This is a genomic window from Bacteroides caecigallinarum (assembly GCF_016901995.1).
Taxonomy (GTDB): Bacteria; Bacteroidota; Bacteroidia; order Bacteroidales; family Bacteroidaceae; genus Phocaeicola; species Phocaeicola cellulolyticus.
This window is the reverse complement of sequence record NZ_JACJLE010000052.1, coordinates 1-24235: the sequence shown is the minus strand read 5'-3', so window position 1 is coordinate 24235 and position 24235 is coordinate 1. Positions and strand designations below refer to the sequence as shown.

22 protein-coding genes and 2 tRNA genes are annotated in these 24235 nt (G+C 36.6%); 9 read left to right on the top strand and 15 right to left on the bottom strand.

Annotation, left to right across the window (positions count from 1 at the left end):
• Positions 1–84: 84 nt before the first annotated feature.
• The 6 genes from H6A61_RS12785 to H6A61_RS12760 form a co-directional block, all read right to left on the bottom strand.
• A complete protein-coding gene (locus H6A61_RS12785) occupies positions 85–1632 on the bottom strand; it encodes a polysaccharide lyase family 8 super-sandwich domain-containing protein (RefSeq protein ID WP_204394134.1) in 1548 nt (515 codons plus the stop codon).
• Positions 1622–3580 carry a glycoside hydrolase family 2 protein gene (locus tag H6A61_RS12780; protein ID WP_204394132.1) on the bottom strand — a complete coding sequence of 653 codons (1959 nt, stop codon included), beginning with the start codon at positions 3578–3580 and terminating at the stop codon, positions 1622–1624. Before H6A61_RS12780 ends, H6A61_RS12785 begins: the two co-directional genes overlap by 11 nt.
• A 3-nt stretch (positions 3581–3583) precedes the next feature.
• A complete protein-coding gene (locus tag H6A61_RS12775) occupies positions 3584–4876 on the bottom strand; it encodes an acetylxylan esterase (protein WP_204394130.1) in 1293 nt (430 codons plus the stop codon).
• Position 4877: 1 nt separating this feature from the next.
• A complete protein-coding gene (locus H6A61_RS12770) occupies positions 4878–6521 on the bottom strand; it encodes a sodium:solute symporter (RefSeq protein WP_204394128.1) in 1644 nt (547 codons plus the stop codon).
• Positions 6522–6543: 22 nt separating this feature from the next.
• Complete coding sequence (locus tag H6A61_RS12765; RefSeq protein ID WP_204394125.1) at positions 6544–7557, bottom strand: glycosidase; 1014 nt, start codon at positions 7555–7557, stop codon at positions 6544–6546.
• Between the two features lie 169 nt (positions 7558–7726).
• Positions 7727–8173: an acyl-CoA thioesterase gene (locus tag H6A61_RS12760; protein ID WP_204394123.1), complete on the bottom strand. Its 447-nt coding sequence runs from the start codon at positions 8171–8173 to the stop codon at positions 7727–7729.
• A gap of 127 nt (positions 8174–8300) precedes the next feature.
• Here H6A61_RS12760 and H6A61_RS12755 point away from each other — a divergent pair, with 127 nt between their 5' ends.
• Positions 8301–9587, top strand: coding sequence for an O-acetylhomoserine aminocarboxypropyltransferase/cysteine synthase family protein (locus tag H6A61_RS12755; RefSeq protein ID WP_204394121.1), 1287 nt, complete (start codon positions 8301–8303; stop codon positions 9585–9587).
• Positions 9588–9687: 100 nt separating this feature from the next.
• Here H6A61_RS12755 and H6A61_RS12750 read toward each other — a convergent pair whose 3' ends face one another.
• The 4 genes from H6A61_RS12750 to H6A61_RS12735 form a co-directional block, all read right to left on the bottom strand.
• On the bottom strand, positions 9688–10212 hold the full coding sequence (locus tag H6A61_RS12750) for a hypothetical protein (protein ID WP_154043319.1): 525 nt from the start codon (positions 10210–10212) through the stop codon (positions 9688–9690).
• A gap of 125 nt (positions 10213–10337) precedes the next feature.
• Entirely contained in the window at positions 10338–10769 is a 432-nt protein-coding gene (locus tag H6A61_RS12745) for a hypothetical protein (protein WP_204394119.1), read from the bottom strand.
• Positions 10770–10883: 114 nt separating this feature from the next.
• On the bottom strand, positions 10884–11048 hold the full coding sequence (rd, locus tag H6A61_RS12740) for a rubredoxin (RefSeq protein WP_154043317.1): 165 nt from the start codon (positions 11046–11048) through the stop codon (positions 10884–10886).
• 82 nt (positions 11049–11130) lie between these two features.
• Positions 11131–11835 (bottom strand): SIR2 family NAD-dependent protein deacylase, encoded by a 705-nt coding sequence (locus H6A61_RS12735; protein ID WP_204394117.1) that lies wholly within the window; start codon positions 11833–11835, stop codon positions 11131–11133.
• A gap of 131 nt (positions 11836–11966) precedes the next feature.
• Here H6A61_RS12735 and H6A61_RS12730 point away from each other — a divergent pair, with 131 nt between their 5' ends.
• Together H6A61_RS12730 and H6A61_RS12725 are read left to right on the top strand one after the other, a co-directional pair.
• Positions 11967–12551 carry an FKBP-type peptidyl-prolyl cis-trans isomerase gene (locus tag H6A61_RS12730; RefSeq protein WP_204394115.1) on the top strand — a complete coding sequence of 195 codons (585 nt, stop codon included), beginning with the start codon at positions 11967–11969 and terminating at the stop codon, positions 12549–12551.
• Positions 12552–12601: 50 nt separating this feature from the next.
• The gene (locus H6A61_RS12725) at positions 12602–13468 is read left to right on the top strand and encodes an FKBP-type peptidyl-prolyl cis-trans isomerase (protein ID WP_154043314.1); all 867 of its coding nucleotides are present in this window, start codon (positions 12602–12604) and stop codon (positions 13466–13468) included.
• Between the two features lie 74 nt (positions 13469–13542).
• Here the strand turns inward: H6A61_RS12725 and H6A61_RS12720 are convergent, their stop codons facing one another.
• The gene (locus tag H6A61_RS12720) at positions 13543–15237 is read right to left on the bottom strand and encodes a Na/Pi cotransporter family protein (RefSeq protein ID WP_204394113.1); all 1695 of its coding nucleotides are present in this window, start codon (positions 15235–15237) and stop codon (positions 13543–13545) included.
• Between the two features lie 90 nt (positions 15238–15327).
• Here H6A61_RS12720 and H6A61_RS12715 point away from each other — a divergent pair, with 90 nt between their 5' ends.
• Positions 15328–16992, top strand: a complete 1665-nt coding sequence (locus H6A61_RS12715) for a nucleoside kinase (RefSeq protein WP_204394111.1) — start codon at positions 15328–15330, stop codon at positions 16990–16992.
• A gap of 125 nt (positions 16993–17117) precedes the next feature.
• On the opposite strand, the gene H6A61_RS12710 is transcribed toward H6A61_RS12715, so the two are convergent.
• The 4 genes from H6A61_RS12710 to H6A61_RS12695 form a co-directional block, all read right to left on the bottom strand.
• Complete coding sequence (locus H6A61_RS12710) at positions 17118–17483, bottom strand: helix-turn-helix domain-containing protein (protein ID WP_154043311.1); 366 nt, start codon at positions 17481–17483, stop codon at positions 17118–17120.
• Between the two features lies 1 nt (position 17484).
• Positions 17485–17778, bottom strand: a complete 294-nt coding sequence (locus H6A61_RS12705) for a type II toxin-antitoxin system HigB family toxin (RefSeq protein ID WP_204394109.1) — start codon at positions 17776–17778, stop codon at positions 17485–17487.
• A 139-nt stretch (positions 17779–17917) separates the two neighbouring features.
• Positions 17918–17991 (bottom strand) — tRNA-Met (locus tag H6A61_RS12700).
• 59 nt (positions 17992–18050) lie between these two features.
• Positions 18051–18124: transfer RNA gene (locus tag H6A61_RS12695), tRNA-Met, on the bottom strand.
• Positions 18125–18417: 293 nt separating this feature from the next.
• Here H6A61_RS12695 and H6A61_RS12690 point away from each other — a divergent pair.
• The 5 genes from H6A61_RS12690 to H6A61_RS12670 all read left to right on the top strand — a co-directional run bounded on the left by H6A61_RS12690 (position 18418) and on the right by H6A61_RS12670 (position 24050).
• A complete protein-coding gene (locus H6A61_RS12690) occupies positions 18418–18801 on the top strand; it encodes an START-like domain-containing protein (RefSeq protein ID WP_154043309.1) in 384 nt (127 codons plus the stop codon).
• A gap of 84 nt (positions 18802–18885) precedes the next feature.
• Positions 18886–20784, top strand: coding sequence for an LptF/LptG family permease (locus tag H6A61_RS12685; RefSeq protein ID WP_204394136.1), 1899 nt, complete (start codon positions 18886–18888; stop codon positions 20782–20784).
• 11 nt (positions 20785–20795) lie between these two features.
• On the top strand, positions 20796–22010 hold the full coding sequence (locus H6A61_RS12680) for a bifunctional 3,4-dihydroxy-2-butanone-4-phosphate synthase/GTP cyclohydrolase II (RefSeq protein WP_204394106.1): 1215 nt from the start codon (positions 20796–20798) through the stop codon (positions 22008–22010).
• Positions 22011–22028: 18 nt separating this feature from the next.
• Complete coding sequence (locus H6A61_RS12675; RefSeq protein ID WP_204394104.1) at positions 22029–22742, top strand: Bax inhibitor-1/YccA family protein; 714 nt, start codon at positions 22029–22031, stop codon at positions 22740–22742.
• Positions 22743–22856: 114 nt separating this feature from the next.
• Positions 22857–24050 carry a pyridoxal phosphate-dependent aminotransferase gene (locus tag H6A61_RS12670; RefSeq protein ID WP_154043306.1) on the top strand — a complete coding sequence of 398 codons (1194 nt, stop codon included), beginning with the start codon at positions 22857–22859 and terminating at the stop codon, positions 24048–24050.
• Positions 24051–24235: the final 185 nt, after the last annotated feature.

The window sequence follows — 24235 nt, the reverse complement described above, 5'->3', positions numbered from 1 at the left end:
TCTGCCATAACTGATACATTTAGGGTTACACTATACAAAGGTAACTTCAGCTTGACTATTTACATTCTCTTTGGCGTGATTTTTTTATCTCATGGGAATTTCATTTGTAATTAATTTATTTCCATCCACAAAAACATTACCTTTCAAAAAACATTGATTCAATGTTTCAAACACTAATTTATCGGAGTCTATATTAGATAATGAAGTTAAAGATAACACCTTATCAGGAAAACAAGCCCAACATCTTAGTGCTTTTATTCCATTTTTTTCGTAATCATATCCCATAATTCCCAAATCACCTTTAGAAACTGAATAAACAAATTCTGTTGTACCTTCAGCACCTTTTGTCCAATTATAGACTGGTAACTCTAAAGAATCTTGCTCTGCAATACTTCCTGGTAACTGTTTCCAATTCCATAATGGGAATATACCTTCATATTCATCTCCACGCCTACTAATAAACTGGGTTCCATACCCTAAATAATAACCTTTAAGATTTTCCCCATTACCAGTTTCTGTAGCAACAATCCTATTTGAACATGATTTTACAGAGAAAAAGAAATCATTACCATGATTTACCATTAAATCTATTCTTGGAAATGATTTCACACCACGCAATTCCTTTTCACGAGACTCACCTTTTAACTGAGAAATAAAGTCTTTAAACAAATGTTTTCTCTTTATATCAACTTTTGAAATTAGATCAGCAGCTTTAATTATTGTATTTATTTTACTGTCTGGACGAGCTATTTCACGTCCCATAGATGTATATTCAAGCATTTTTTTATAAGAACACCACTGTTGGCCTTCTAACAAATAATTTGACAATACAGACATACAACTATCAGGTAACGAATATTTTGTATTATTCAAAGAATACAAAATTTGTGCTGCTGTCAAACTAAAAGCTTTACCATAACCAAATGAGTAAGATTGATTTCCATGTTGATAAAAACTATAATCCGGCTGTATGCCTTCTTTTGTTGTTACAACAATTTCTTTAGCTGAAGCTTTTGATGCTTTCATAAGTCCGTTATTATCGTGTGATAAAACAGAAGCCATAATATGATTAAAAGTTTCCCACAACAAATTTTGACCTGTGGCAGGACCATAGTAATCATAAAAATCCGGTTTGACAGCCAAATTCATAAATGGAATACATTTATTTATCTTTACCGGATCAATATATCTCTGCATCAATATCAATACTGTGCCCATTTCCATTGGCACTCCAATCAAATTCCACCATCCATTGGAAGCCTTTTGCGGATTTTTTATCCAAAAATCCACTCCATTCAATATAGCCTCTAACAACTGATTATCATTATAAAAAGGATTGTCATCTATCAAAAATCTTTTTGACATATAGGAAAGACGTCTCCAATGAATACCAGGTTGCCATTCTGAATTTGTCTGATCCGAATAATCCAGATCATAGAATACCCCCCTCTCTGTATCTATGATTTCCATTAAATGATTTATATCATAATTATAATCTTCAGAGTAATATAACAGTACCTCAAATAATTTTTCATTTATACTATGAATATCATTCTGTGAATGGATAGCCAACAGATTTATTGAAAAAGCAGAAAATAAAAAACAAAACAAACAAAATATTTTACACATCATTACACATAATTGTTTTTAAAATATAGGCAACAGGTTTATATTCGCCATCAAAATCTATAATTGAGGTATTGGCAGGAGTTGGGAAACAATCATGTCCCATCCAAATAATAAATCCGCCGCAAGCTGGGAATCTTTTTTTCGCCTCAGTTAAAGCTATTGAAAGACCTTTCTCTTGACGCTTTTGACTCCATTCTATATATTTTTCCAATGGGACAGATTTAAAATCCGGATTACTTTTTAAGAAATGCTCATCCTCCACCCACCATAAAAAACGTGTCCATATAGGATTGGAGGGAGCTACATCTGATAAATATTCTTCAGAATAATACTTCCTAAATATGTTTATTGATGAAGCCCCAGGAACTCCTGCTTCTGAATGAAACAAAGCATCTGACTCAGACCAATATTTCTTTATATTAGACATTTCGTCATCAGAAGGCTCTTCGGGTAACCACCATGGGCCATGTACATCACTCATTATGCCTTCTCCATAAAACGATTTATCATTATAAATAACTTGTCCAGAAGGAGAAGCTGGAACCAAACGATGAAAATTATCCATACACTCAACAGCACGTTTTATCTCCCTCAACATAGGATGAGTAAAATCAAGCGGAGCCTTATTATCTTTTGTATATAACTCATTTCCTCCTCCCCACATCAATAATGAAGTATGGTAGTGGCGTCTTCTGATATAACATTCAACAATATCTTTCATCCGTAATATTATATTACTATCATCAGATGGAGTGTTATCAATGCCAGATGAAGATAAAGGAAACTCTTGCCATACCAAGATACCCAATTCATCGCACAGATTATAAAAACATTCTTTCTCCAAAAATCCGCCACCCCAAATTCTTAGTATATTTACCCCTAAATCTTTATACTTCAATAACAAAGAGCGATATTCCTCTTCTGTTACATCTGCAAACATTACTTTTACAGGTGTCCAATTAAAACCTTGAAGGAAAACCGGTTCACCATTTATCTTACATAGCCAAGAGAACGAATCCGAAGAATGTTTATTGCAACTATCCCATTCAATTTTTCTAAAACCTATCCTACGTGTAATCCTATCTAAAATGTTGTTTTTTTTATCTACCAATTCACATTCAAGTAAATATAAGTATTGTTTGCCTTTACCATTGGGATTCCATAATAGAATATTATCAATATTCAAGAGATATCCTTTTGATAAATCATTATCAAATATAGTATCAACTAAAATATTGTTGGTCAAATCTTTCAGAATTACATGTAACCGGCAAGAATTGTTCCAAGATAAATCTTTAAAGAAAATCAATCCCTTTTTAAGTTTTAAATCAACATCTGTAAAAGTCAACAACGTTGAAAGGTCAAAATCATCTAAAGATTCGATATAAATATTATCCCATATACCTATCTGTACCAATCTTGGACACCAATCCCAATTATAATAAAATCTCGGTTTTATTAATTGGGTTTTAGATGTCCAATATACTTGACCTTGATATTTTTCTGGTGAATAGAAAATTATTGATAAAATATTATTTTCAGTATTAATATATGGTTTAATATCGAATTTATAAGAAATAAAAGCACTACCAAATTCTCCTACTTTATTACCATTTAACCATATTTCACCTTCGCCATCAAGTCCTAGGCAATTAAGTATATACTTTCGTTCATTATTTCTAAAAAAATCTCCCGGTATGTTTGTCTGGTATATCCAATGTCTATTTTCAACCCATTCAATTCCATAACTATTCAATCCATAATTCCAGTCATTAATGACACCAGAATCTAATAACGCTTTTTGAACAGACCCTGGAACATTAGCCTTAACAGGAGATGTTGAGAACTGAATTATTTTTCCAGTATTCATCTGTTCATCCAATTTCCAATAATATGGATGTGTTCCAGCCAATGTCCAATCAAGACCTGATAAATTAAACTTTTGTTTCATACTTTAATTATTCAAATGTTTAAACAACCATGAAACCAGTTTATCCATTTGTTCCTGATAAAACCAATGTCCGGTTTCTGGAACTATATCATACGTTTTTTCCTTACCTACAATATTTGCTACACAATAAACAGAAGTTGGAGGACATGTGATATCATTATACCCCCACGTCATATAAAAAGGAATATTAATATTTCTTGCAAAATTTACCATATCATAATATGATAAAGCTTTTTCATATACTCCAGTTAACGTATCATCAATACTAATAGTTTCAAATATATGAGGCCATCCTCCTGCTCTACCATGCAAATATCCAGTCAAATCACACAACGCTGGATGAATAGCGGCGCATGCAGTTACACGACTGTCCAAGGCCGCCGTAACAATAGACAATGCTCCACCTTGACTATTACCAAAAACGCCAATATTTTTTTTATCAAAAGAAGCAATTTCATAGAATACATCTAATGCTTTAACACAACCTAAAAACACTCGTTTGTAATAATTTTTATTTTTATCCTCAATACCATACTTAGAATATCCATACAATGCATTGTTTTTAAGATTTTCATACAATGAATTATTGTATGTTAAAGGCAAACCGTGTATCTCTATGCTAAGAACTATAGCACCGCGTTCTGCCGTAGATATATCTGGACCAGATTTCCATACACCAGCTCCTGGCAAGCGCAAAATTGCCGGACATTTTTTTTCAAATTTCGGAATAGCCAACCAACCATAAATCCTTGAATTAGCTCTATAGTTGACAAAACTGATATGATAAACATCAACTTTGGCTGTTGATAAATCTACCACATATTCTTTTTTTAAATCCAAAGGTAAATTATTTGCATCTATTGCTTCTGCCCAAAAATCGTCAAAATCATTTGGTTTTATTACAGTAGGTTTAATTGAATTGGGTGAAAACCCTACTGTTACCATTCCTTGATAATCATGATTGTTATATTTCAGACTGGCTACACATCTCAAAAATCCAGGTTCTTTTAAAGTTCCAATATTTATTTTGCAGATACCGTTCTCAACATGTACCAATTCTGTTTTATATTTCATACGCTCTTTTCCATAATTAAAAACAATATCAACATTTTCTGTTAACGGAACATTATTTTTAATAATCCGAGCAGTAATTTCTACACTCTCACCTACTTCATATAACCAATCCGATTTTTGCGGAGACAATTCAACACGTATCATCTGTTGCTGAACCGGTTGTGAATAGAGAGATGTAAATATTAGCGATAATATAAGTAATACAACACAAGATTTCTTCATTTTATAAAAATATTAAATATTCCACTAAACATAATACAGCCAGAATTGCACAAAGAACTCTAAAATTCTTATACCATACAATCCCCTTTAATTCTTTAGTTTCGTCTTTCCATATTTGTATTTTCCATGTATTTGCCTCAACTTTATCAGTTGGAGGCAAAGCTGTAAAAATACTTACCATAGCCATGACAATCATACTTAATATCATCAATAATGGAGCTAACATCAAATAATGTATTCCTATATTTATCCCTAAACCATATTTTAATCCCATAATTAAAAAAGCTACAACAAGCCCAAACATAAGCCCTGTAAATGCTCCGATTGCATTTGCCCTTTTCCAAAACACCCCGATAAAAAACGCACCAACTATTGGGGGAGCTATATAAGATACCATTTCTTGATAATAACCTACCAAAGAATCAAATTTTTGAATAAACGGTGCCCATGAAACAGCTATTATCAACGCAACGAATGACGCAATCTGTCCCACTCTAACCATTTTTTTAGAATCATTTACCTTGATATAACGTGAATAAAAATCCATTGTAAACAATGTTGATACAGAACTCAACGTGGCACTAAGCGTAGAAGTCAAAGCAGAAATCATTGCAGCTATTATCACACCTATCAAACCTACTGGGAGCAATTTCACTATAAGGCGTGGATAAACTTCATCAGTGTTAATACCATATGTATCTTTCAACACTCCACCGCTTATAATTTCATCAGGTAAAGCATCGCCCACTCCAAAAAGATCTATACCACGTGCTATTAGACCTGGCATAATAAATATGAAAAGTGTAAACATATATAGAAAACCAACAAACAATACACCCTTTCTTCCTTCATCTATGGATTTGGCAGATAATACGCGTTGAACCATAACTTGGTTATTTCCCCAAAAGTAAAAGCTTAGAATTGTAACACCAAACAAAAGCCCCGGCCATGGTACAGTAGGATCATCAATCGGTCTTATCAATTTAAGCCAAACTCCATCATGGAATCTGTCCACAAAATTTTCCCATCCCCCAATACTGTTAAAACATAATATAGACAATATAATTGAACCCAATAATAATATAACAGACTGCACTGCATCTGCATTTATAACTGAGGATAATCCACCAATAATAGTATAACTGCCAGCTACAATACCCATCCCTATTATTATCCACATCATATCTACATCGGGGAACATCATTTTCAGAATTAAAGCTCCAGTATATAAAGCCGCTGCTGCATCAAGAAAAACATTTCCAATAATTGTTATAAAAGAAAAATACAAACGAGACCTGCCGTCAAAACGCCTTTCCAAAAATTCTGGTATTGTATATATACCTGATTTTATATAAAATGGCAGGAAAAACATTGCAAAGAAAATCATTACAAATACAGCCATAAGGTTGTAATTAAACACAGCTATTCCACTTATAAAGCCTTCACCTGAATGCCCTATAAGGGTAGAACTAGATATGCTGGCTGCAAACAATGATAAGCCAACCATAGGCCATGACATACTTTTTCCGGCAAGAAAATAAGATTCCGAATCGGAAGTCTTACTATTACGCAACGCCCACCAAATAATACCTATAACGAATAATACTATAATCGTTATATCTATTGCTGATATTGATCCTACCATTTTATATATATTTATTACCTATTTACTTACTATCTTTTTTAACAAAATCTATTAATTCACTCAATTTACATGTAGCAACACAACACCATTGATCAGAAGCGCCATAATATACATACAATTCATCATTCAATACTACTGAACCTGTTGGAAACACTACACCCCATTTATACAATCCATTTTTTTCATAACTTGTTTCAGGTTCCATTATAAAATGTTGTGTCTTATACAACACTTTACTTGGATCATCCAAATCTAGAAGACATGCACCAACCCTATAAGTGAAATTTTTATCCACACCATGATAAAGCAACAACCATCCTGATTCAGTTTTTATAGGAGGAGTATTTCCACCAACTTTAACTTCCCATTCTTCCTCACCTTTTAGAAGTAACTTGCTTGGTACATCCCAACTCATTAAATCTTCTGACGATTTTATCCAAATAGAAGGATAATCAGTACCATATTCTGCACCTACAAAATTTTTAGGACGGTGTAACATATAAAATTTACCATTAATCTTTTCAGGAAATATAATAACATCTCTATCATCAAGAGAAGGATGAGTCAATCGTCCTATTTTTTTAAAGTTAACAAGATCCTTTGTCACAGCCAAAGCCGTATTTCCGATATTCTCTCTCAAACATTTCGGAGCAAAGTCATTATGTTCTGGTGTTTCTATAACATCGTAATCATTTTCCCAATAACGTCCAGGAGGATATGGACGAAACGCATACGTCATATAAAATTCATCATCAAATTTTACAATTCTTGGATCTTCAACAGAACCTGCATCAAAATTATCAGGCGTAGGAGATAATACCGGCTTATCTGAAACACGCTTAAAATTAAACCCATCATCACTTACAGCCAAACCTATATGTATATAATGTTCCTTATCATTCCCTGCTGCCCTATACAATAAATAAAATTTTCCGTTTTCATAGCAAGCTGCTGGATTACATACCACAAGATTCTCCCATGTGTTATCAGGATTAGGTGATAAAATTGGATTTCCTTCAAATTTTTTCAACTTCATATCTATACTATTTTTATATACTGTTTCTTTTGCAAAATTATATTGAAATACAGTCTTTCCGATATACTATTTTGTTCATACATTATACTTTATTGCTAGTATTGATATCTATATAAAAAACATACCGCCATAAACTTATTTTTTATGTTTACGACGGTATAACTATTTTTTATTTCTTTGACAACTCCTCAAGAGTTTTCCCTTCATAATCACATATCGCTTTCTTATAAATCATAGGAATTGGAACAGGTTCCTTGGAAGTCACATCATAACCGACAAGCACTGTCCGACATTGACATTTCAACACACCGCTTGACTTGTTTACCGCACGCTGAAGCAATGTCAAACTTTTATTACCCAAATGAACTACTGTGGTTTCAATAATAAGTTCATCGGAAAAAAACACCGGAGCCATGAAGTCTGCATTTATATTTGCCACAACAACCGCAAATTTATTCCAGTCATGCAAATCGCCAAACACATCCTTGAAATAGGTAGTTTTTGCAAGGTCATATAAAGAGAAATACACAGAATTGTTCATGTGTCCGAACTGGTCAACATCACTGAACCGGATTTGAGCCGGTATTACATGCTTAAAATAGATTTCATCTTCCATACAAATATTCTTATTAGGTTATAATGTTCAAATATAATTCTTTTTTTTGTCATTCGTCCACTAATTGACGGAAATATTAGTAATTTTGCCGTCAATAAAATAAATATTCAATAAAAAATAAAACATTATGGAAAATAAACTTAGTAGAGAAACTCTATGCGTACAGGCCGGATGGCAACCTAAAAAAGGTGAACCGAGAGTATTGCCTATATATCAGTCAACAACTTTCAAATATGAAACAAGCGAACAGATGGCACGTTTATTCGATTTGGAAGAGTCCGGTTATTTCTATACTAGACTTCAGAATCCTACAAACGATGCTGTAGCTTCAAAAATAGCAGCTCTGGAAGGTGGTGTAGGTGCTATGCTTACTTCTTCAGGACAGGCTGCCAATTTCTACGCCGTATTCAATATCTGTGAAGCAGGAGATCACTTTGTATGCTCTTCTACTATCTACGGTGGAACATTCAACCTCTTTGCCGTTACAATGAAAAAACTCGGTATAGAATGTACTTTCGTTGATGCTGACGCCAGTGAAGAGGAAATATCAAAGGCTTTCCGTCCTAACACAAAATGTCTGTTTGGAGAAACTATTTCTAACCCAAGTATCAATGTTCTGGATATTGAAAAATTTGCACGTATAGCTCACAGCCATGGTGTTCCTCTGATTGTAGATAATACTTTTGCAACTCCTATCAACTGCCGCCCATTCGAATGGGGAGCTGATATCGTCACTCACTCTACAACAAAATACATGGACGGACACGCTACTTGTGTGGGAGGTGCCGTAGTGGATAGCGGTAACTTCGATTGGGAAGCAAATGCCGACAAATTCCCTGGACTTACAAAACCAGACGAATCTTACCATGGACTTGTTTACACAAAAGCATTCGGTAAAATGGCATATATCACTAAGGCTACAGTCCAGCTGATGCGTGACCTAGGTTCAATACAATCACCTGAAAATGCATTCCTGCTTAATTTGGGATTGGAGACTCTGCATCTGCGTATGCCTCGCCACTGCGAGAACGCTCAGAAAATAGCTGAATGGCTTGAAGCCAACCCTAAGGTAAAATGGGTTAACTATTGCGGACTGAAGAGTAGCAAATATTATGAATTGGGTCAGAAATATATGCCTAACGGTTCATGTGGAGTGATTGCTTTCGGACTGAACGGCAGCCGTGAGGAAGCTATAGAATTCATGGACAACCTGAAGATGATATGTATCGTAACACACGTGGCAGATGCACGTACATGTGTGCTTCATCCGGCAAGTCATACACACCGTCAGTTAAGCGACGAACAACTGATTGAAGCTGGTGTGGCTCCTGACCTGATACGTCTTTCTGTCGGTATAGAAAATGTAAATGATATTATAGCCGACCTGGAACAGGCTATGGAAAAGGTAAAATAAATTATCATAAAAATAAAAGAACTTCCAAGACGATACAGTCAATTGTATCGCTTAGGAAGTTCTATATAATGATCAAGAAGTTTAGATATTAAGAAAAATATCAGAACATTTTCTTTTCAGCACAGCAGATAAACTCATCAGCAGTCATATCCTTATAATAAAAAACATCTGTCACTGGCTGATAAATATAGGATGAGAATTGAAACAGCTGTACAGCTGCAAATTTACGGTCTTTTGAATACATGTAATCCATTCTGATTCCTCCAGTATTTCCACTCCTTACTGTTTTTTCTCCAGAAAAGTTATTACTTTCCAATACAGACTTCAGACTACGGAAATCTGCCGCTTCGTAAAATTCACTTTTTACGGCTATACGACTTTGTGTGGGTGTATAAAACCAGCTATGACTTTTCCAGAAAAGACGAAAAACACCTACTAACAATAATGCGGCACCTATTGTCATAACAAGCATGCTTATTGAAGATGATTCATTTCCTTCCATAATGGATACATAAAAAGCTGCTCCACCTATCAAAATCAAAATAACTGAAAATATGATTGAACGTATGTCTGTACGACGTGAAACATGATCGTGTACATTTGAAAACAATGAATTTGAGTCCATAAAATTTATTTGTCTGATTTTCTAATGAATTAATTATACATAAAATGAATTTCGGAAAGGCACAAACCTTCCTTTAGGATGATACAAACCATCCAATAACAATGAATAAAGAGACAAAAATAGGACTAAATAAGAATATGACACAGCTGGTATAAATACATGATGTGACTACCAGTCATGCCAATACGAAATTTGCTAGAGTTAAGATTTTCGGTTATAACACTCAGATGCTGAATATACTCAGCTATCATCCGGACCGCGTATTTTGCCCAATATACTGAAGTATTGTATATCTGCCTTGCCGTCAACTTGACCATAACGCGGATGTTGACTGCCAGACTTCCTAACTGACTTACATCAGCCGCCAGCATTTCCGTATGTCTGCTGTTATAATCAGACAGAAGAAATTTATGAATATTATAATACTCCCTGCATTCCTCTTCTGCTATATTTTCAGATTCATGCCGGCTATTATCAACAGCAGGAGTACAAGAAGTAGTTATGAAGAAAAAACTTCCCCATAAGAAAAGAAACAATATATTTATAAACTTCTTCAATATAGTTATTATTTTACGGCTGTAAAGTTAAGAAAAGATTGGAAGTTAACAAAAAAAATCTCCATAACGGAAAAGTTCCGGAATGGAGATAAATATTTTGTTGGATTATAAGTTTTAATCTTCTACTACCTGAAAATCTTCTTTACCAACACCGCATACAGGACAAACCCAATCTTCTGGAATATCCTCAAATGCTGTACCTGGAGCTATTCCGTTATCTGGATCACCTGTTTCAGGATCATAAACCCAATCACAAACTGTGCAAATGTACTTTTTCATAACGCTTTCTAATTTAAAATAAATGTTAGTCTATTGTTTCAATACTAATTACAAAACAAATGTAATTATAAAAATGTTCACGTCATAATTTATTTAGCAATATTTTTCTTAATTCTTCCATTCCGGCAGAAGCACCTTTAGATATTACGTGTATCTTACGCCCCGATGTTATATTCACCGGATTAGGATCTATCAGATAAACAGGAACGGAAGGATTTACATAATTGAGCAATCCGGCAGCCGGATATACATTCATCGATGTTCCTATTATGACAAAAATATCCGCTTTTTCCACATAGTCTATAGCTGTTTCTATCATAGGGACAGACTCGCCGAACCATACAATGAACGGTCGTAACTGAGAACCGTCATCGGCCAAATCACCGATTTTAACTTCGAAGTTTTCAGGAGCAAGTTCCTTTATATATTTAGGATTGTTTGGCTCACGGCTTGATGTTACTTTTGTAAGTTCTCCGTGCAAATGAATGACGTTTGTGCTTCCTGCACGTTCATGCAGATTGTCAACGTTTTGAGTTACAACAGTTATGTCAAAATCTTTTTCCAACTCAGCCAGAATTTTATGTCCTAAATTAGGTTCCACTTCCAACAACTGCTTGCGTCTGTCATTATAAAAATCTATTACCAGTTTAGGATTTGCGGCATATCCTTCAGGAGTAGCCACTTGCTCTACCGGATACTTTTCCCATAGTCCACCAGAATCTCTGAAAGTACTTATTCCACTCTCGGCACTCATACCCGCGCCTGTCAATACAACTATTTTTTTCATGTTTATCTGTACTTTTTATATGTTGTCACCACAAAAATAAGAAAAATTATCACTCAAAGTTCCTCTGTTTCAAAGAAAAAAGATACCTTTGCCATCCGAATAAATTATTATAATAATATATAACAAAATTCATGGATAAATTCAGTTATGCCATTGGTCTGGGGATAGGCCAAAACTTGTGGAGCATGGGTGCCCGCAACATTCAGGTAGAAGATTTCGCACAGGCAATAAAAGACGTGCTCGAGGGGAACAAAACAGCTATTACTCACGATGAAGCCCGCGAAATAGTAAACAAGTTTTTCACTGAACTTGAAGAAAAAGTAAATTCTGAAAATATAGAAAAAGGCAAGGCCTTCCTTGAAGAAAACAAGAAGAAAGAAAACATCGTTACATTGCCAAGCGGATTACAGTACGAAGTAATCAAAGAAGGAAACGGCAAAAAGCCAAAAGCTACTGATAGAGTACGTTGCCATTACGAAGGTACACTTATCGACGGTACACTGTTCGACAGTTCTATCAAGCGCGGTGAGCCTGCTGTATTCGGTGTAAATCAGGTTATTCAAGGATGGGTAGAAGCATTGCAGCTTATGTCAGAAGGTTCAAAATGGAAACTTTACATTCCATCAGAACTGGGTTACGGTGCACACGGTGCAGGCGAAATGATTCCTCCACACAGTACACTGATTTTCGAAGTAGAACTTCTGGAAGTTCTTTAACGGGTAAAAAAACAACAGAATATTAATATCTAAAAAATTAAAAAGTCAAAATGAAAAAAAGTACAGCTTTAATGGTATTGGCTGCTGCAGCCGGACTTGCTTCATGCGGTCAAAGCGGTACTCCTAAAGCAAACATGAAAAGTGACATCGACACACTTTCATACATGGTGGGAGTAAGCAATTCTCAAGGTTTAAAAGATTATGTAGTTGGTCGTCTTGGTGTTGATACTACATATATGGCAGACTTCATCAAAGGTATCAAAGAAGGTATGAAAAATACTTCTGACAAAGAAAAAGCATATATGGCAGGTATGCAGATTGGCCAGCAGGTAAGTGGTGATATGTACGAAGCAATCAACAACCAGCTGTTTGCAGGCGATTCTACTACAACAATGAGCAAAGAAAACTTCCTGGCAGGTTTCATTGCTGCTGTAGAAGAAAACAGCCTTGTTGCTCCTGACTCAGCTTCTATGTATGTACGTACAAAATCAGAAGAAATCAAGACTAAAGCTCTTGAAGCTAAATATGGCGAATACAAGAAGGAAAACGAAGAATTCCTTGCCAACAACAAGAGCAAAGATGGTATCAAGGTTACTGAAAGCGGACTTCAGTACAGAATCATAAAAGAAGGTAAAGGTGAAATCCCTACTAAAACTTCTCGCGTGAAAGTTCACTACAAAGGTACAATGATCGACGGTACAGAATTCGACAGCTCATACGAACGTAAAGAGCCTACTACATTCCGTGCAGACCAGGTTATCAAGGGTTGGACAGAAGCTCTTACTATGATGCCTGTAGGTTCTAAATGGGAACTTTATATTCCACAGGAACTCGGTTACGGTTCTCGTGAAGCTGGTAAAATCAAACCTTTCTCTACTTTGATTTTCGAAGTTGAACTTATCAGCATTGAGAAATAATCATCAATCAATAGCATAAAAAAATCCGGTAGAATTTATCTACCGGATTTTTTTATATCATATCTCAAGCAACATCATGCTTTCTTTTCCTTGATGTCAGTGTGTGCCTCAACAACATTCACAACATAGTCACCCAGCTTTTCACACTCGGCTATAATATCCATGTAATGAACACCCATCTGATAATCATACTCTTTATTATTAACGTCAACCACATTCTGACCCTTCAATCTGTTTCTATAATTGTTTATCTCATTTTCCAGATTAAATGAGCAATTAACATCCACTGTGTGGTGTGTATCTTCAACCAGTTTTATCATCTGCGACAAAGCCTGATCAGTAAGATTCATCATCTGATGTATATGGTCATACTGTGCACCGGTAAAGTCATCATTGCCACGATTCTTGCGGTTAATGGTACGTGCAATATTGTAACAGCTGTCACCAATACTTTCTATTTCCGTAACTTCACGGAGCATACCCATTATCTGCACCTTACTTTCGGAACTCAATCTTCCTTCGGATACCTGATTAAGATATTTTGCAATCTCCAGCTCCATATTATCGCTGATATTTTCGTATTTCTCTATTCGGCTGAACAGTTTGTTGAATTCCGATTCATTTTTGACATGCAACAAGTCGCGTACCATACCGAACATACGCTGAATACGTTCTGCAAAAAGATTGATTTCTTTTCTAGCCTGAAGAATAGACAATTCGGCTGTGGATAACATACCTCCGGAAATGAACTGCAAACGATATTCTTCTTCCTGCTCCTTTTGAGGAATAATCCAACAAACAGTTTTCTCTATAAAATTAACAAACCATATAAGTATGAGCACGTTACATATATTAAAACAAGTATGGAATGCCGATAGTTTGAATGAAACGGCCACCCCTCCTGCCTCAGACACATTCATAAAATCAGAAACTATCCATTCCACCATTGAAAGGAACGGTCTGAACAATATCAACACCCAGACAACACCGAATATATTAAACATCAAATGTGCCATAGCCGCTCTCCTGGCCTGTGTATTTGCAGTCAAAGCAGCTAGATTTGCAGTTATCGTAGTACCTATATTTTCGCCAAGCACCAAAGCTGCTCCAAGTTCGAAACTAATCCATCCGTTGGCACACATAATCAATGTTATAGCCATAGTTGCAGCCGAAGCCTGAACTATCATTGTAAGCACTGTACCTATCAGCACAAACAACAATACAGAGACGAAGCCCATATCTGTATAATTCTGAACAAAAGCCAGCATATCAGGATTATGACTCAAATCCGGCGCATTTGTTTTTAAGAGATTGAGCCCCATAAACAAAAATGCAAATCCGAAAATAAATTCACCAACCGACTTGCGAGAACTTTTCTGAGAAAACAGCAAAGGAATACCGAATGCCAGCAGAGGAAGTGAAAAAGCGGATATATCTACTTTAAATCCTAACGCAGATATTATCCATGCAGTAACCGTAGTACCGATATTCGCACCCATGATAACACCTATAGACTGGGCCAGTTCAAGAAGACCGGCATTAACAAAACTGACAACCATCACCGTAGTAGCCGAAGAAGACTGTATCAATGCTGTGATAAGCATACCAGTCAGGACTCCTGTTACACGATTGGTTGTCATCGCCGTTAAAATACTTCGCAAGCGGTCACCTGCAAATTTCTGCAAACCTTCGCTCATAATCTTCATTCCGTAAAGGAACAAAGCCAAAGAGCCTAGCAACTTTAAAAAATCATAAAAAGAATATTCCATCTGTTATTATTTAGGCTAGATATAGGCAATCTGGATATAATTGAGTAAATTGACTGCCAGTTCATCCAATTAGTAATACATGTTACAATTATGTTACAAATATATTGCAAAAATAACAAAGAAACAAGAGAATTTCCAGAAGGGACATCTCTTATAGACATTTATAGGGAACTTGGCTTGAATATGCCATACGGACCGGTAAGCGCAAAGGTAAATAACAAAGTAGAAAATCTAAATTTCCGGGTATATTACAACAAGGACGTTGAATTCCTCGACATAACAAGCGCGTCAGGCATGAGAACATACGTACGTTCGTTATGTTTCATACTAGTAAAAGCCGTTGACGACCTTTATCCATGCGGAACAATATCCCTGGAACACCCTGTTTCGAAGGGATACTTCTGCAAATTACACATTGACAGAACCATCGGACTTGACGATGTTTCACGCATCAAGAAAAGAATGCAGGAAATTATCAACGAGGATTTACCCATCACACGCTATGAACAAAGAACGGAAGATGTGATAAAGATTTTCCAGGAAAGAGGCATGACAGACAAAGTAAAACTCCTGTCAACATCCGGAAAACTGTATTCATTCTACTATAGACTTGGAGATACACTGGACTGTTACTACAGCAGCCTTGTGCCTAGCACCGGATACATAAAGAAATTCGATATCGTAAAGTATTACGACGGACTGTTGCTGCAGATACCAAATAAAAACAATCCTGAGAAAATAGAAGAACTCATAAAACAGGAAAAAATGCTGGAAGTTTTCCAGGAACATCACAGATGGAATGAGATTCTTGGAATAAGTACTGTAGGCGATTTCAACATAGCATGCAATGAAGGACATGCCATCGATCTTATAAACGTTTCGGAAGCTCTCCAGGAAAGAAAAATTGTAAAGATTGCAGACGAAATAGCCGCAAGACAGGTAGGCGATAACAGAGTAAAGATAATACTTATATCAGGACCTTCATCATCAGGGAAAACAACGTTCAGCAAACGATTGAGTATCCAACTCATGACAAACGGACTGAAACCATATCCTATATCTCTTGATGACTATTTTGTAAACAGAGACAATACTCCACTTGACGAAAACGGTAACCACGATTTCGAATCACTATACGCCGTGGATCTTCCTTTCTTCAAAAAACAACTGGACACATTACTTGAGGGAGGAGAAGTGGAACTGCCTAAATTCAATTTCTCAAGTGGAATGAGAGAGAGCAGCGGTATAAAATTCAGATTAGAGGATAACATGATCCTGATACTTGAGGGAATACATGCCCTTAATCCTGAACTTACACCAAATATTCCAGCTGAAAACAAATATAAGATATATGTATCAGCACTTACAACAATTCTGCTTGACAAACATAATTACATTCCAACAACAGACAACAGATTACTACGCAGAATAATCCGTGACTCAAAATATCGTGGAAGTTCTGCCGAATCGACAATAGCCCGTTGGCCTAGTGTCCGTGCCGGCGAGGAGAAATGGATTTTCCCATATCAGGAAAATGCAGATGCCATGTTCAATTCCGCATTGCTTTTCGAACTTGCAGTAATCAAGGATCACATTGAACCTATACTAAGAAAAGTACCGAACAAATGTCCGGAATACTCAGAAGCACACCGCCTGCTGCACTTCCTAAGCTATTTTGTATCAATACAAGATACTGAACTCCCTCCTACATCATTATTGAGAGAATTCCTGGGTGGAAGCAGTTTCGTTTACTAACACAATAAAAAAGACATTTAAGAAATTCTTAAATGTCTTTTTTATTGTAGCGGAAACCGAGATTGAACCGGTGAACTCATTATTATATTATAAAACGAATATCACACATTATTTTCCTGTTTATTCTATACCCCAAGCACTATATTTGCATCAATATTGAGCTTTTTACTAATATCACGAGCAACCTTCAAAGTCGGTTCGCAACGACCGGTCAAATAGTCGCTGACACGTGATGGGCTAACTCCAAGAAGCTCTGAAAGTTTCGCCTGATTAAGTCCCATTTCATACATACGCAACTTTATAACATCTATCAATGAAGGAGACTTTATCGGGTAATGTTCATCTTCATACTCCGATACAAGTTCAGACAATAAATCAAGCTCTATCAAGTTCTTGTCAGTAAGTGGTGTATTCTCATCAGTCAAAGGCAGAAGTTCTTCTATTCTTTCCATTGCTGCCCTATAAGCTGTTTCATTCTGAATCTTTGCCATACTATATATTTTTTGCATCTATCAAATCATATTCCGCATGAGTACCTATAAATCTAATCAGTACCGTTTTTATTGTAAACTTAACAAGCACTATCAAGCGATGGTTGTTTCCTCTTATATTGAATACATAATGCTGGTTACCTACACTGTCAACGCTGTTAAACATCTTCTTTATATCAGAAAAGCATGTCCACTCTGCTTTTCTCACTTTCTGGAGCCAGTCCTCAAGTGCAGTTTCTGCATCAGGGTGTTCTGTATAGTATTCAACGATTTTACTTCTTGCTATGATTCTCATAACCAATTGAGTTTGTACAAAAATATATATTATATTTTGAAATACAAAACATTCTACCGAAATTCAGTAGAAGCATATAAAATGATAGTATATAAACAAAAAAGACATCTAAGAAATCGTATTCTTAAATGCCTTACAGTAGCGGGAACCGGGATTGAACCGGTGACCTCATGATTATGAATCATGCGCTCTAACCAGCTGAGCTATCCCGCCATTATTCATTAAAAAACCGCCAGGCGTGGAAGCCACCCAACGGCTAAATCGTTAAATTGTAGCGGGAACCGGGATTGAACCGGTGACCTCATGATTATGAATCATGCGCTCTAACCAGCTGAGCTATCCCGCCATTGTTTCTCGATTGCGGGTGCAAAGGTATGACCTTTTTCTGAAACATACAAATTTTTACCTCATTTTTTATTCAAAAAGTTCGAAAAATGTTCAGATATAAAACGTGCGCACATTTAAAGTAAAACGTGCGCACGTTTTGATTAAAATGAACGCACGTTTCAGGTCGAACGTGCGCACGTTCTGAGACTATGTTTTATAATATAAAAAAAATTACTCCAATAGTCGAAAAATTTACTTTAATTTGCCAACAATTAAAAAAATCATAATTGACGAAAAACATAATCAATAGACATGAAAAGAAAACTAAAAATAGAATATCCCTTAAATCCTACATCAGGAATTATTATATGGAATGCAATCAGTACTCCGGCAGGACTTGAAAGATGGTTTGCCGATAAAGTTACAAAGAACGGAAAAACATACACTTTCAGATGGGGAAAAACAGAAAGCAGAGACGCCGACATCACAAACACCAGATCTGAATATTTCATAAGATTCCACTGGAAGGATGATGAAGAGCCCAAATCATTTTTCGAATTCAAGATATTATTCAACGAACTTACATCAGACCATATACTTGAAGTGACCGACTTTGCTGACCCAGAAGATGAAGAAGACACAATAAACTTATGGAATTCACAAATTGATGTACTGAAAAGGGTTTTTGGTGTATAGGCAGTAATAATTAAAAATATACAAAACATTACCCCCCTATCCATATTTTATGCTATTTTTGCATCATAATATAAAATGATGGGAATATTACGTATAAAAAAACTAGATATATTCGTTCTAAAGAGTTTTACACTGCTCTTTGCCGGAACATTTTTTATATGCCTGTTCATCTTCATGATGCAATTCTTATGGAAATATGTTGACGAACTGGTAGGGAAAGGACTTGAGCTGAACGTATTGGCTCAATTCTTTATTCTTTCTGCACTTACACTTATCCCTCTTTCATTACCTTTGGCAATACTTCTTGCTGCCCTCATGACATTCGGTAATTTTGGGGAAAGATACGAATTGCTGTCAATGAAAGCAGCCGGTATTCCGCTGTTGAGGATTATGCGTCCGTTGGCTTTCCTATGTATAATACTGGGCTTTACATCATTTTATTTCCAAAATGTCATAGGTCCTAAGGCACAAAAGGAGCTGTGGACACTCCTTGTCTCAATGAAACAAAAATCGCCTGAAGTTGATATTCCAGAAAGAGTATTTTACTCTGATATTGAAGGATATAATATATATGTAAACAAAAAAGACAGGGACACAGGTATCCTGAAAGATGTATTGATATATAATTTTTCCGACGGTTTCGAAAATGCACGTATCATCTGGGCAGAAGAAGGCAAACTTGAGCTTACTGCCGACAAGAAGCACCTGTATCTGCATCTGTACAATGGAGAACTGTTCGAAAATCTGAAATCACAGAACATTGATTCTAAAAACGTACCGTACAGAAGAGAGACATTCACCGAAAAACATACTCTTATAGATTTCGATGCTGAATTCAACATGGTGGACGGAAGTTTCCTAAACAGAAGATCGGACATTAAAAACATGATGGAAATCACAGCCACAATAGATTCGCTCACTGCTTATACAGACAGTGTGGGAAGGGCTATGCATAATGAAATCATGTCAACCACATATAAAACGACTGATTTAAGCAAGTCCGATTCCATAAAAATAAAAGAAGAAAATCTCACTTATATTAATACAGACAGTCTGTACCGCTCGTTAAGTTCGGACGACAAATTGAAGACTCTTACTTCTACAGAAAGAAGAATGTCGTCTTTAAGTTCCGACTGGAGCATGAAATCGTTTGTCACACAAGACAATGACAAAAGTATCCGTTCGCACAGATCGGACTGGCATAAAAAGATAACACTTTCCTTCGCATGTGTATTCTTCTTTTTCATCGGAGCTCCGCTTGGAGCAATCATAAGAAAGGGAGGTCTGGGAATGCCGGTTGTCATATCCGTATTGATATTTATTCTTTATTATATAATAGACTCTGGAGCCACCCGTGTAGCAAAGAGTGGAGAGATGAATATTATTCTTGGAACATGGATGAGCAGCCTGGTGCTTGCACCTATGGGAATTTTCCTTACATACAAATCGAACAAGGATTCTGTGGTATTCAACATTGATGTATATAAGGCATTCTTCAGAAAAATATTCGGTCTGAGACAATCAAGACATATATTCAGGAAAGAGGTTATCATATATAGTCCTGACTATCAAAAGGTATGCGAAAAACTGGACAAGATATGCCAGGAATGTGAAAATTATTCCAGCACACACAAGCTATTAGGTCCTCCTAATTATTACAAAGTGTTTACCAACCATACACACGATGACCATATAAAGGAGATAAGCCAGGAAATAGAGAACGTGGTAGAGGAACTTTCAAACTCTAAAGATGCGATTATACTAAACAATTTAAATAACTATCCGTTCTTATTTATAAAGGCACATAAGAGCGTATCCGACAAAATATGGCTCAACCTGATACTCGGTATTATAGTTCCTGCAGGAATCGTAATCTGGTTAAACATATGGAAACACAGAGTGATACTTGACAAGGATCTGAAAACAATTATAAAAACAAGTAGAGACATACAGGAAAGAATAAAAACTAACATAATACAATAGCAATAAAAATTATGAGCGAAATCAAACTGAACACAATCGAAGAGGCAATAGAAGACTTCCGTAAAGGTGAAATCGTCATTGTAGTTGACGACGAAGACCGCGAGAACGAAGGTGATATGATAATTGCAGCAGAGCTTATCACACCGGAGAAAGTAAACTTCATGCTTAAACATGCCAGAGGTGTTTTATGTGCACCTATCACAATATCAAGATGCGACGAGCTTGACTTGCCTAGACAAGTTTCCAACAACACTTCAATACTTGGAACTCCATTCACAGTTACAATAGACAAGCTGGAAGGCTGTACAACCGGTGTTTCAGCAGCGGACAGAGCAGCAACAATACGTGCATTGGCAGACCCTGAATCAAAGCCGGAAACATTCGGAAGACCTGGTCATATAAATCCTCTATATGCTCAGGACAAGGGTGTACTCCGCAGAGCCGGACATACAGAAGCTTCAATAGACCTGGCTCGTCTTGCGGGATTATATCCTGCGGCAGCACTTATGGAAGTAATGAACGAAGACGGAACAATGGCACGCCTGCCGGAACTTAGAAAAATTGCAGACGAGTTCGGATTCAAACTTATTTCCATAGCAGATCTTATAGCCTACCGTCTGAAACAGGAATCATTGGTAGAAAAAGGTGTAGAAGTAGATATGCCTACAGAACACGGACATTTCAGACTGATTCCTTTCCGCCAGAAAAGCAATGGCCTGGAACATGTAGCACTGATAAAAGGTAACTTTACTCCTGACGAACCTGTATTGGTTAGAGTTCATTCATCATGTGCCACAGGTGATATCTTCGGTTCAATGAGATGCGACTGCGGCGAACAGCTTCACAAAGCGATGGAACTCATCGACAAAGAAGGTAAAGGGGCAGTAATCTACCTTAATCAGGAAGGAAGAGGAATAGGACTGATGGAAAAGATGAAAGCCTACAAGCTTCAGGAAGAAGGTATGGACACAGTAGATGCCAATATCTGCCTGGGACATCAGGCCGACGAACGCGACTATGGAGTGGGAGCACAGATTTTGAGAGAAATAGGCATAACCAAGATGCGACTTCTGACAAATAACCCTGTCAAGAGAGTAGGTCTTGAAGCTTACGGACTTGAAATAGTGGAAAACGTACCAATAGAAGTTACCCCGAACAAGTTCAACGAAAAGTATCTGCATACCAAAAAAGAACGTATGGGACACACACTTCATTTCAACAAATAAACCAAATATAGAATAATTATGAATATACTTGAAACCAAAGACCTTGTAAAAGGTACTTACGAATCAAAAGTAGCGCAAAACGCTTTAATGCGCAGCGTTTATACATGGATGACACTGGCACTCGCCATAACAGGACTTACAGCCATGTATATGGCAAAATCAATGACTATCCTGAATATCATGTCACAGAATTCGATGATGTTCTGGGGAATACTTATAGCCGAAGTAGTACTGGTAATGTACATGACCGCCAGAATAAACAAAATCAGCTTCACTACTGCTACCCTGTTATTCATTGCCTACTCAGTACTTAACGGAATGACAATGTCAATTCTGTTTCTGGTATATACAATGAGTTCCATAGCAACGACTTTCTTCGTGACAGCGGGAACATTCGGAGCAATGGCAATATTCGGGTATGTAACTAAAAAAGACCTGACACGTATCGGCAATCTGTGCATTATGGGTGTTATAGGTATCATAATCGCATCATTGGTAAATATATTCCTACATAACTCCATGATGGACATGATAATATCTTATGTAGGAGTCCTTCTTTTTGTGGGACTTACAGCATACGATGCACAAAAAATTAAACATCTTCTTAGCGGTGATGATATAGAAGTGAACGAGTCAACGCAGAAAATTGCACTTTTAGGTGCACTTACACTTTATTTGGACTTCATAAACCTATTCATCTACCTACTCAGAATATTGGGAGACAGAAAGTAAACCAAATGCCGCTTTATGCGGCATTTTTTATATTTTCAAAGTTATTTCTTTTGCGTATTTCACAAGAAATAGCTTATTTTGCAGAATAATTCAACATTTAAACAAGGACTAACAATGAACCAACTTTCAGATCGTTTGAACAGCCTGTCGCCATCGGCTACATTGGCTATGTCGCAAAAAAGCAGCGAATTAAAAGCTCAGGGTATTGACGTAATCAATCTAAGTGTAGGTGAACCTGATTTCAATACACCGGATCACATCAAAGAAGCAGCAAAACAGGCTATTGATGACAATTTCTCACGTTATTCACCAGTTCCGGGATATCCGGCTCTACGTAACGCTATTGTAGAGAAATTGAAGAAAGAAAACGGACTTGAATATACAGCAGCACAAATCAGTTGTGCAAACGGTGCAAAACAGTCTGTCTGCAACACTATCATGGCCCTTATCAACAAAGGTGACGAGGTTATCGTTCCTGCACCATACTGGGTTAGCTATCCTGAAATGGTAAAATTGGCAGAAGGTACTCCTGTCATCGTAAGCGCAGGTATAGATCAGGACTTCAAGATCACTCCTGAACAGCTTGAAGCTACTATCACTCCTAAAACACGTGCACTTATCTTATGTTCTCCTTCTAACCCAACAGGTTCTGTTTATACAAAAGAAGAATTGGCTGGTTTGGCAGCAGTGCTTGCAAAACACGAACGTGTAATTGTTATTGCTGACGAAATATACGAACACATCAACTACATCGGAAAGCACGAAAGTATCGCACAGTTTGCAGAAATCAAAGACCGTGTGGTTATCGTAAACGGTGTTTCTAAAGCTTATGCAATGACTGGATGGCGTATTGGTTTCATTGCCGGTCCGGAATGGATTGTAAAAGGTGTAAACAAACTGCAAGGACAATATACCTCAGGTCCATGCTCTGTATCACAGAAAGCAGCAGAAGCAGCATACACAGGTACACAGGCTCCTGTAGAAGAAATGCGTAAGGCATTCGAACGTCGTCGTGACCTGATTGTGAAACTGGCAAAAGAAATCCCGGGATTCGAAGTAAACACTCCACAAGGAGCATTCTATCTGTTCCCTAAATGTGATTCTTTCTTCGGTAAGAAAGACGGAGACAGAGTGATAAACAACTCTGACGACCTTGCAATGTATCTTCTTGAAGTAGGTCACGTGGCATGCGTGGGAGGTACATCATTCGGTGCTCCTGAATGTATCCGTATGAGCTATGCTACTTCTGACGAAAACATTGTAGAATCAATGCGCAGAATTAAAGAAACTTTGGCTCGCCTGAAGTAATCTGAATTCCATATACATAATAGAGGCTGTTTCAAAATTCAATTTGAGACAGCCTCTATTTTTATATTCCATCAATAACGGCGCAGTAGAAATTTAGTGGGGATTAATTTTTATTATCCCTATAAATTGCGACCTTTGTCTTATGGAAACGAATCAATTGGAAGTGCTTGCACGCATCGTGCTAC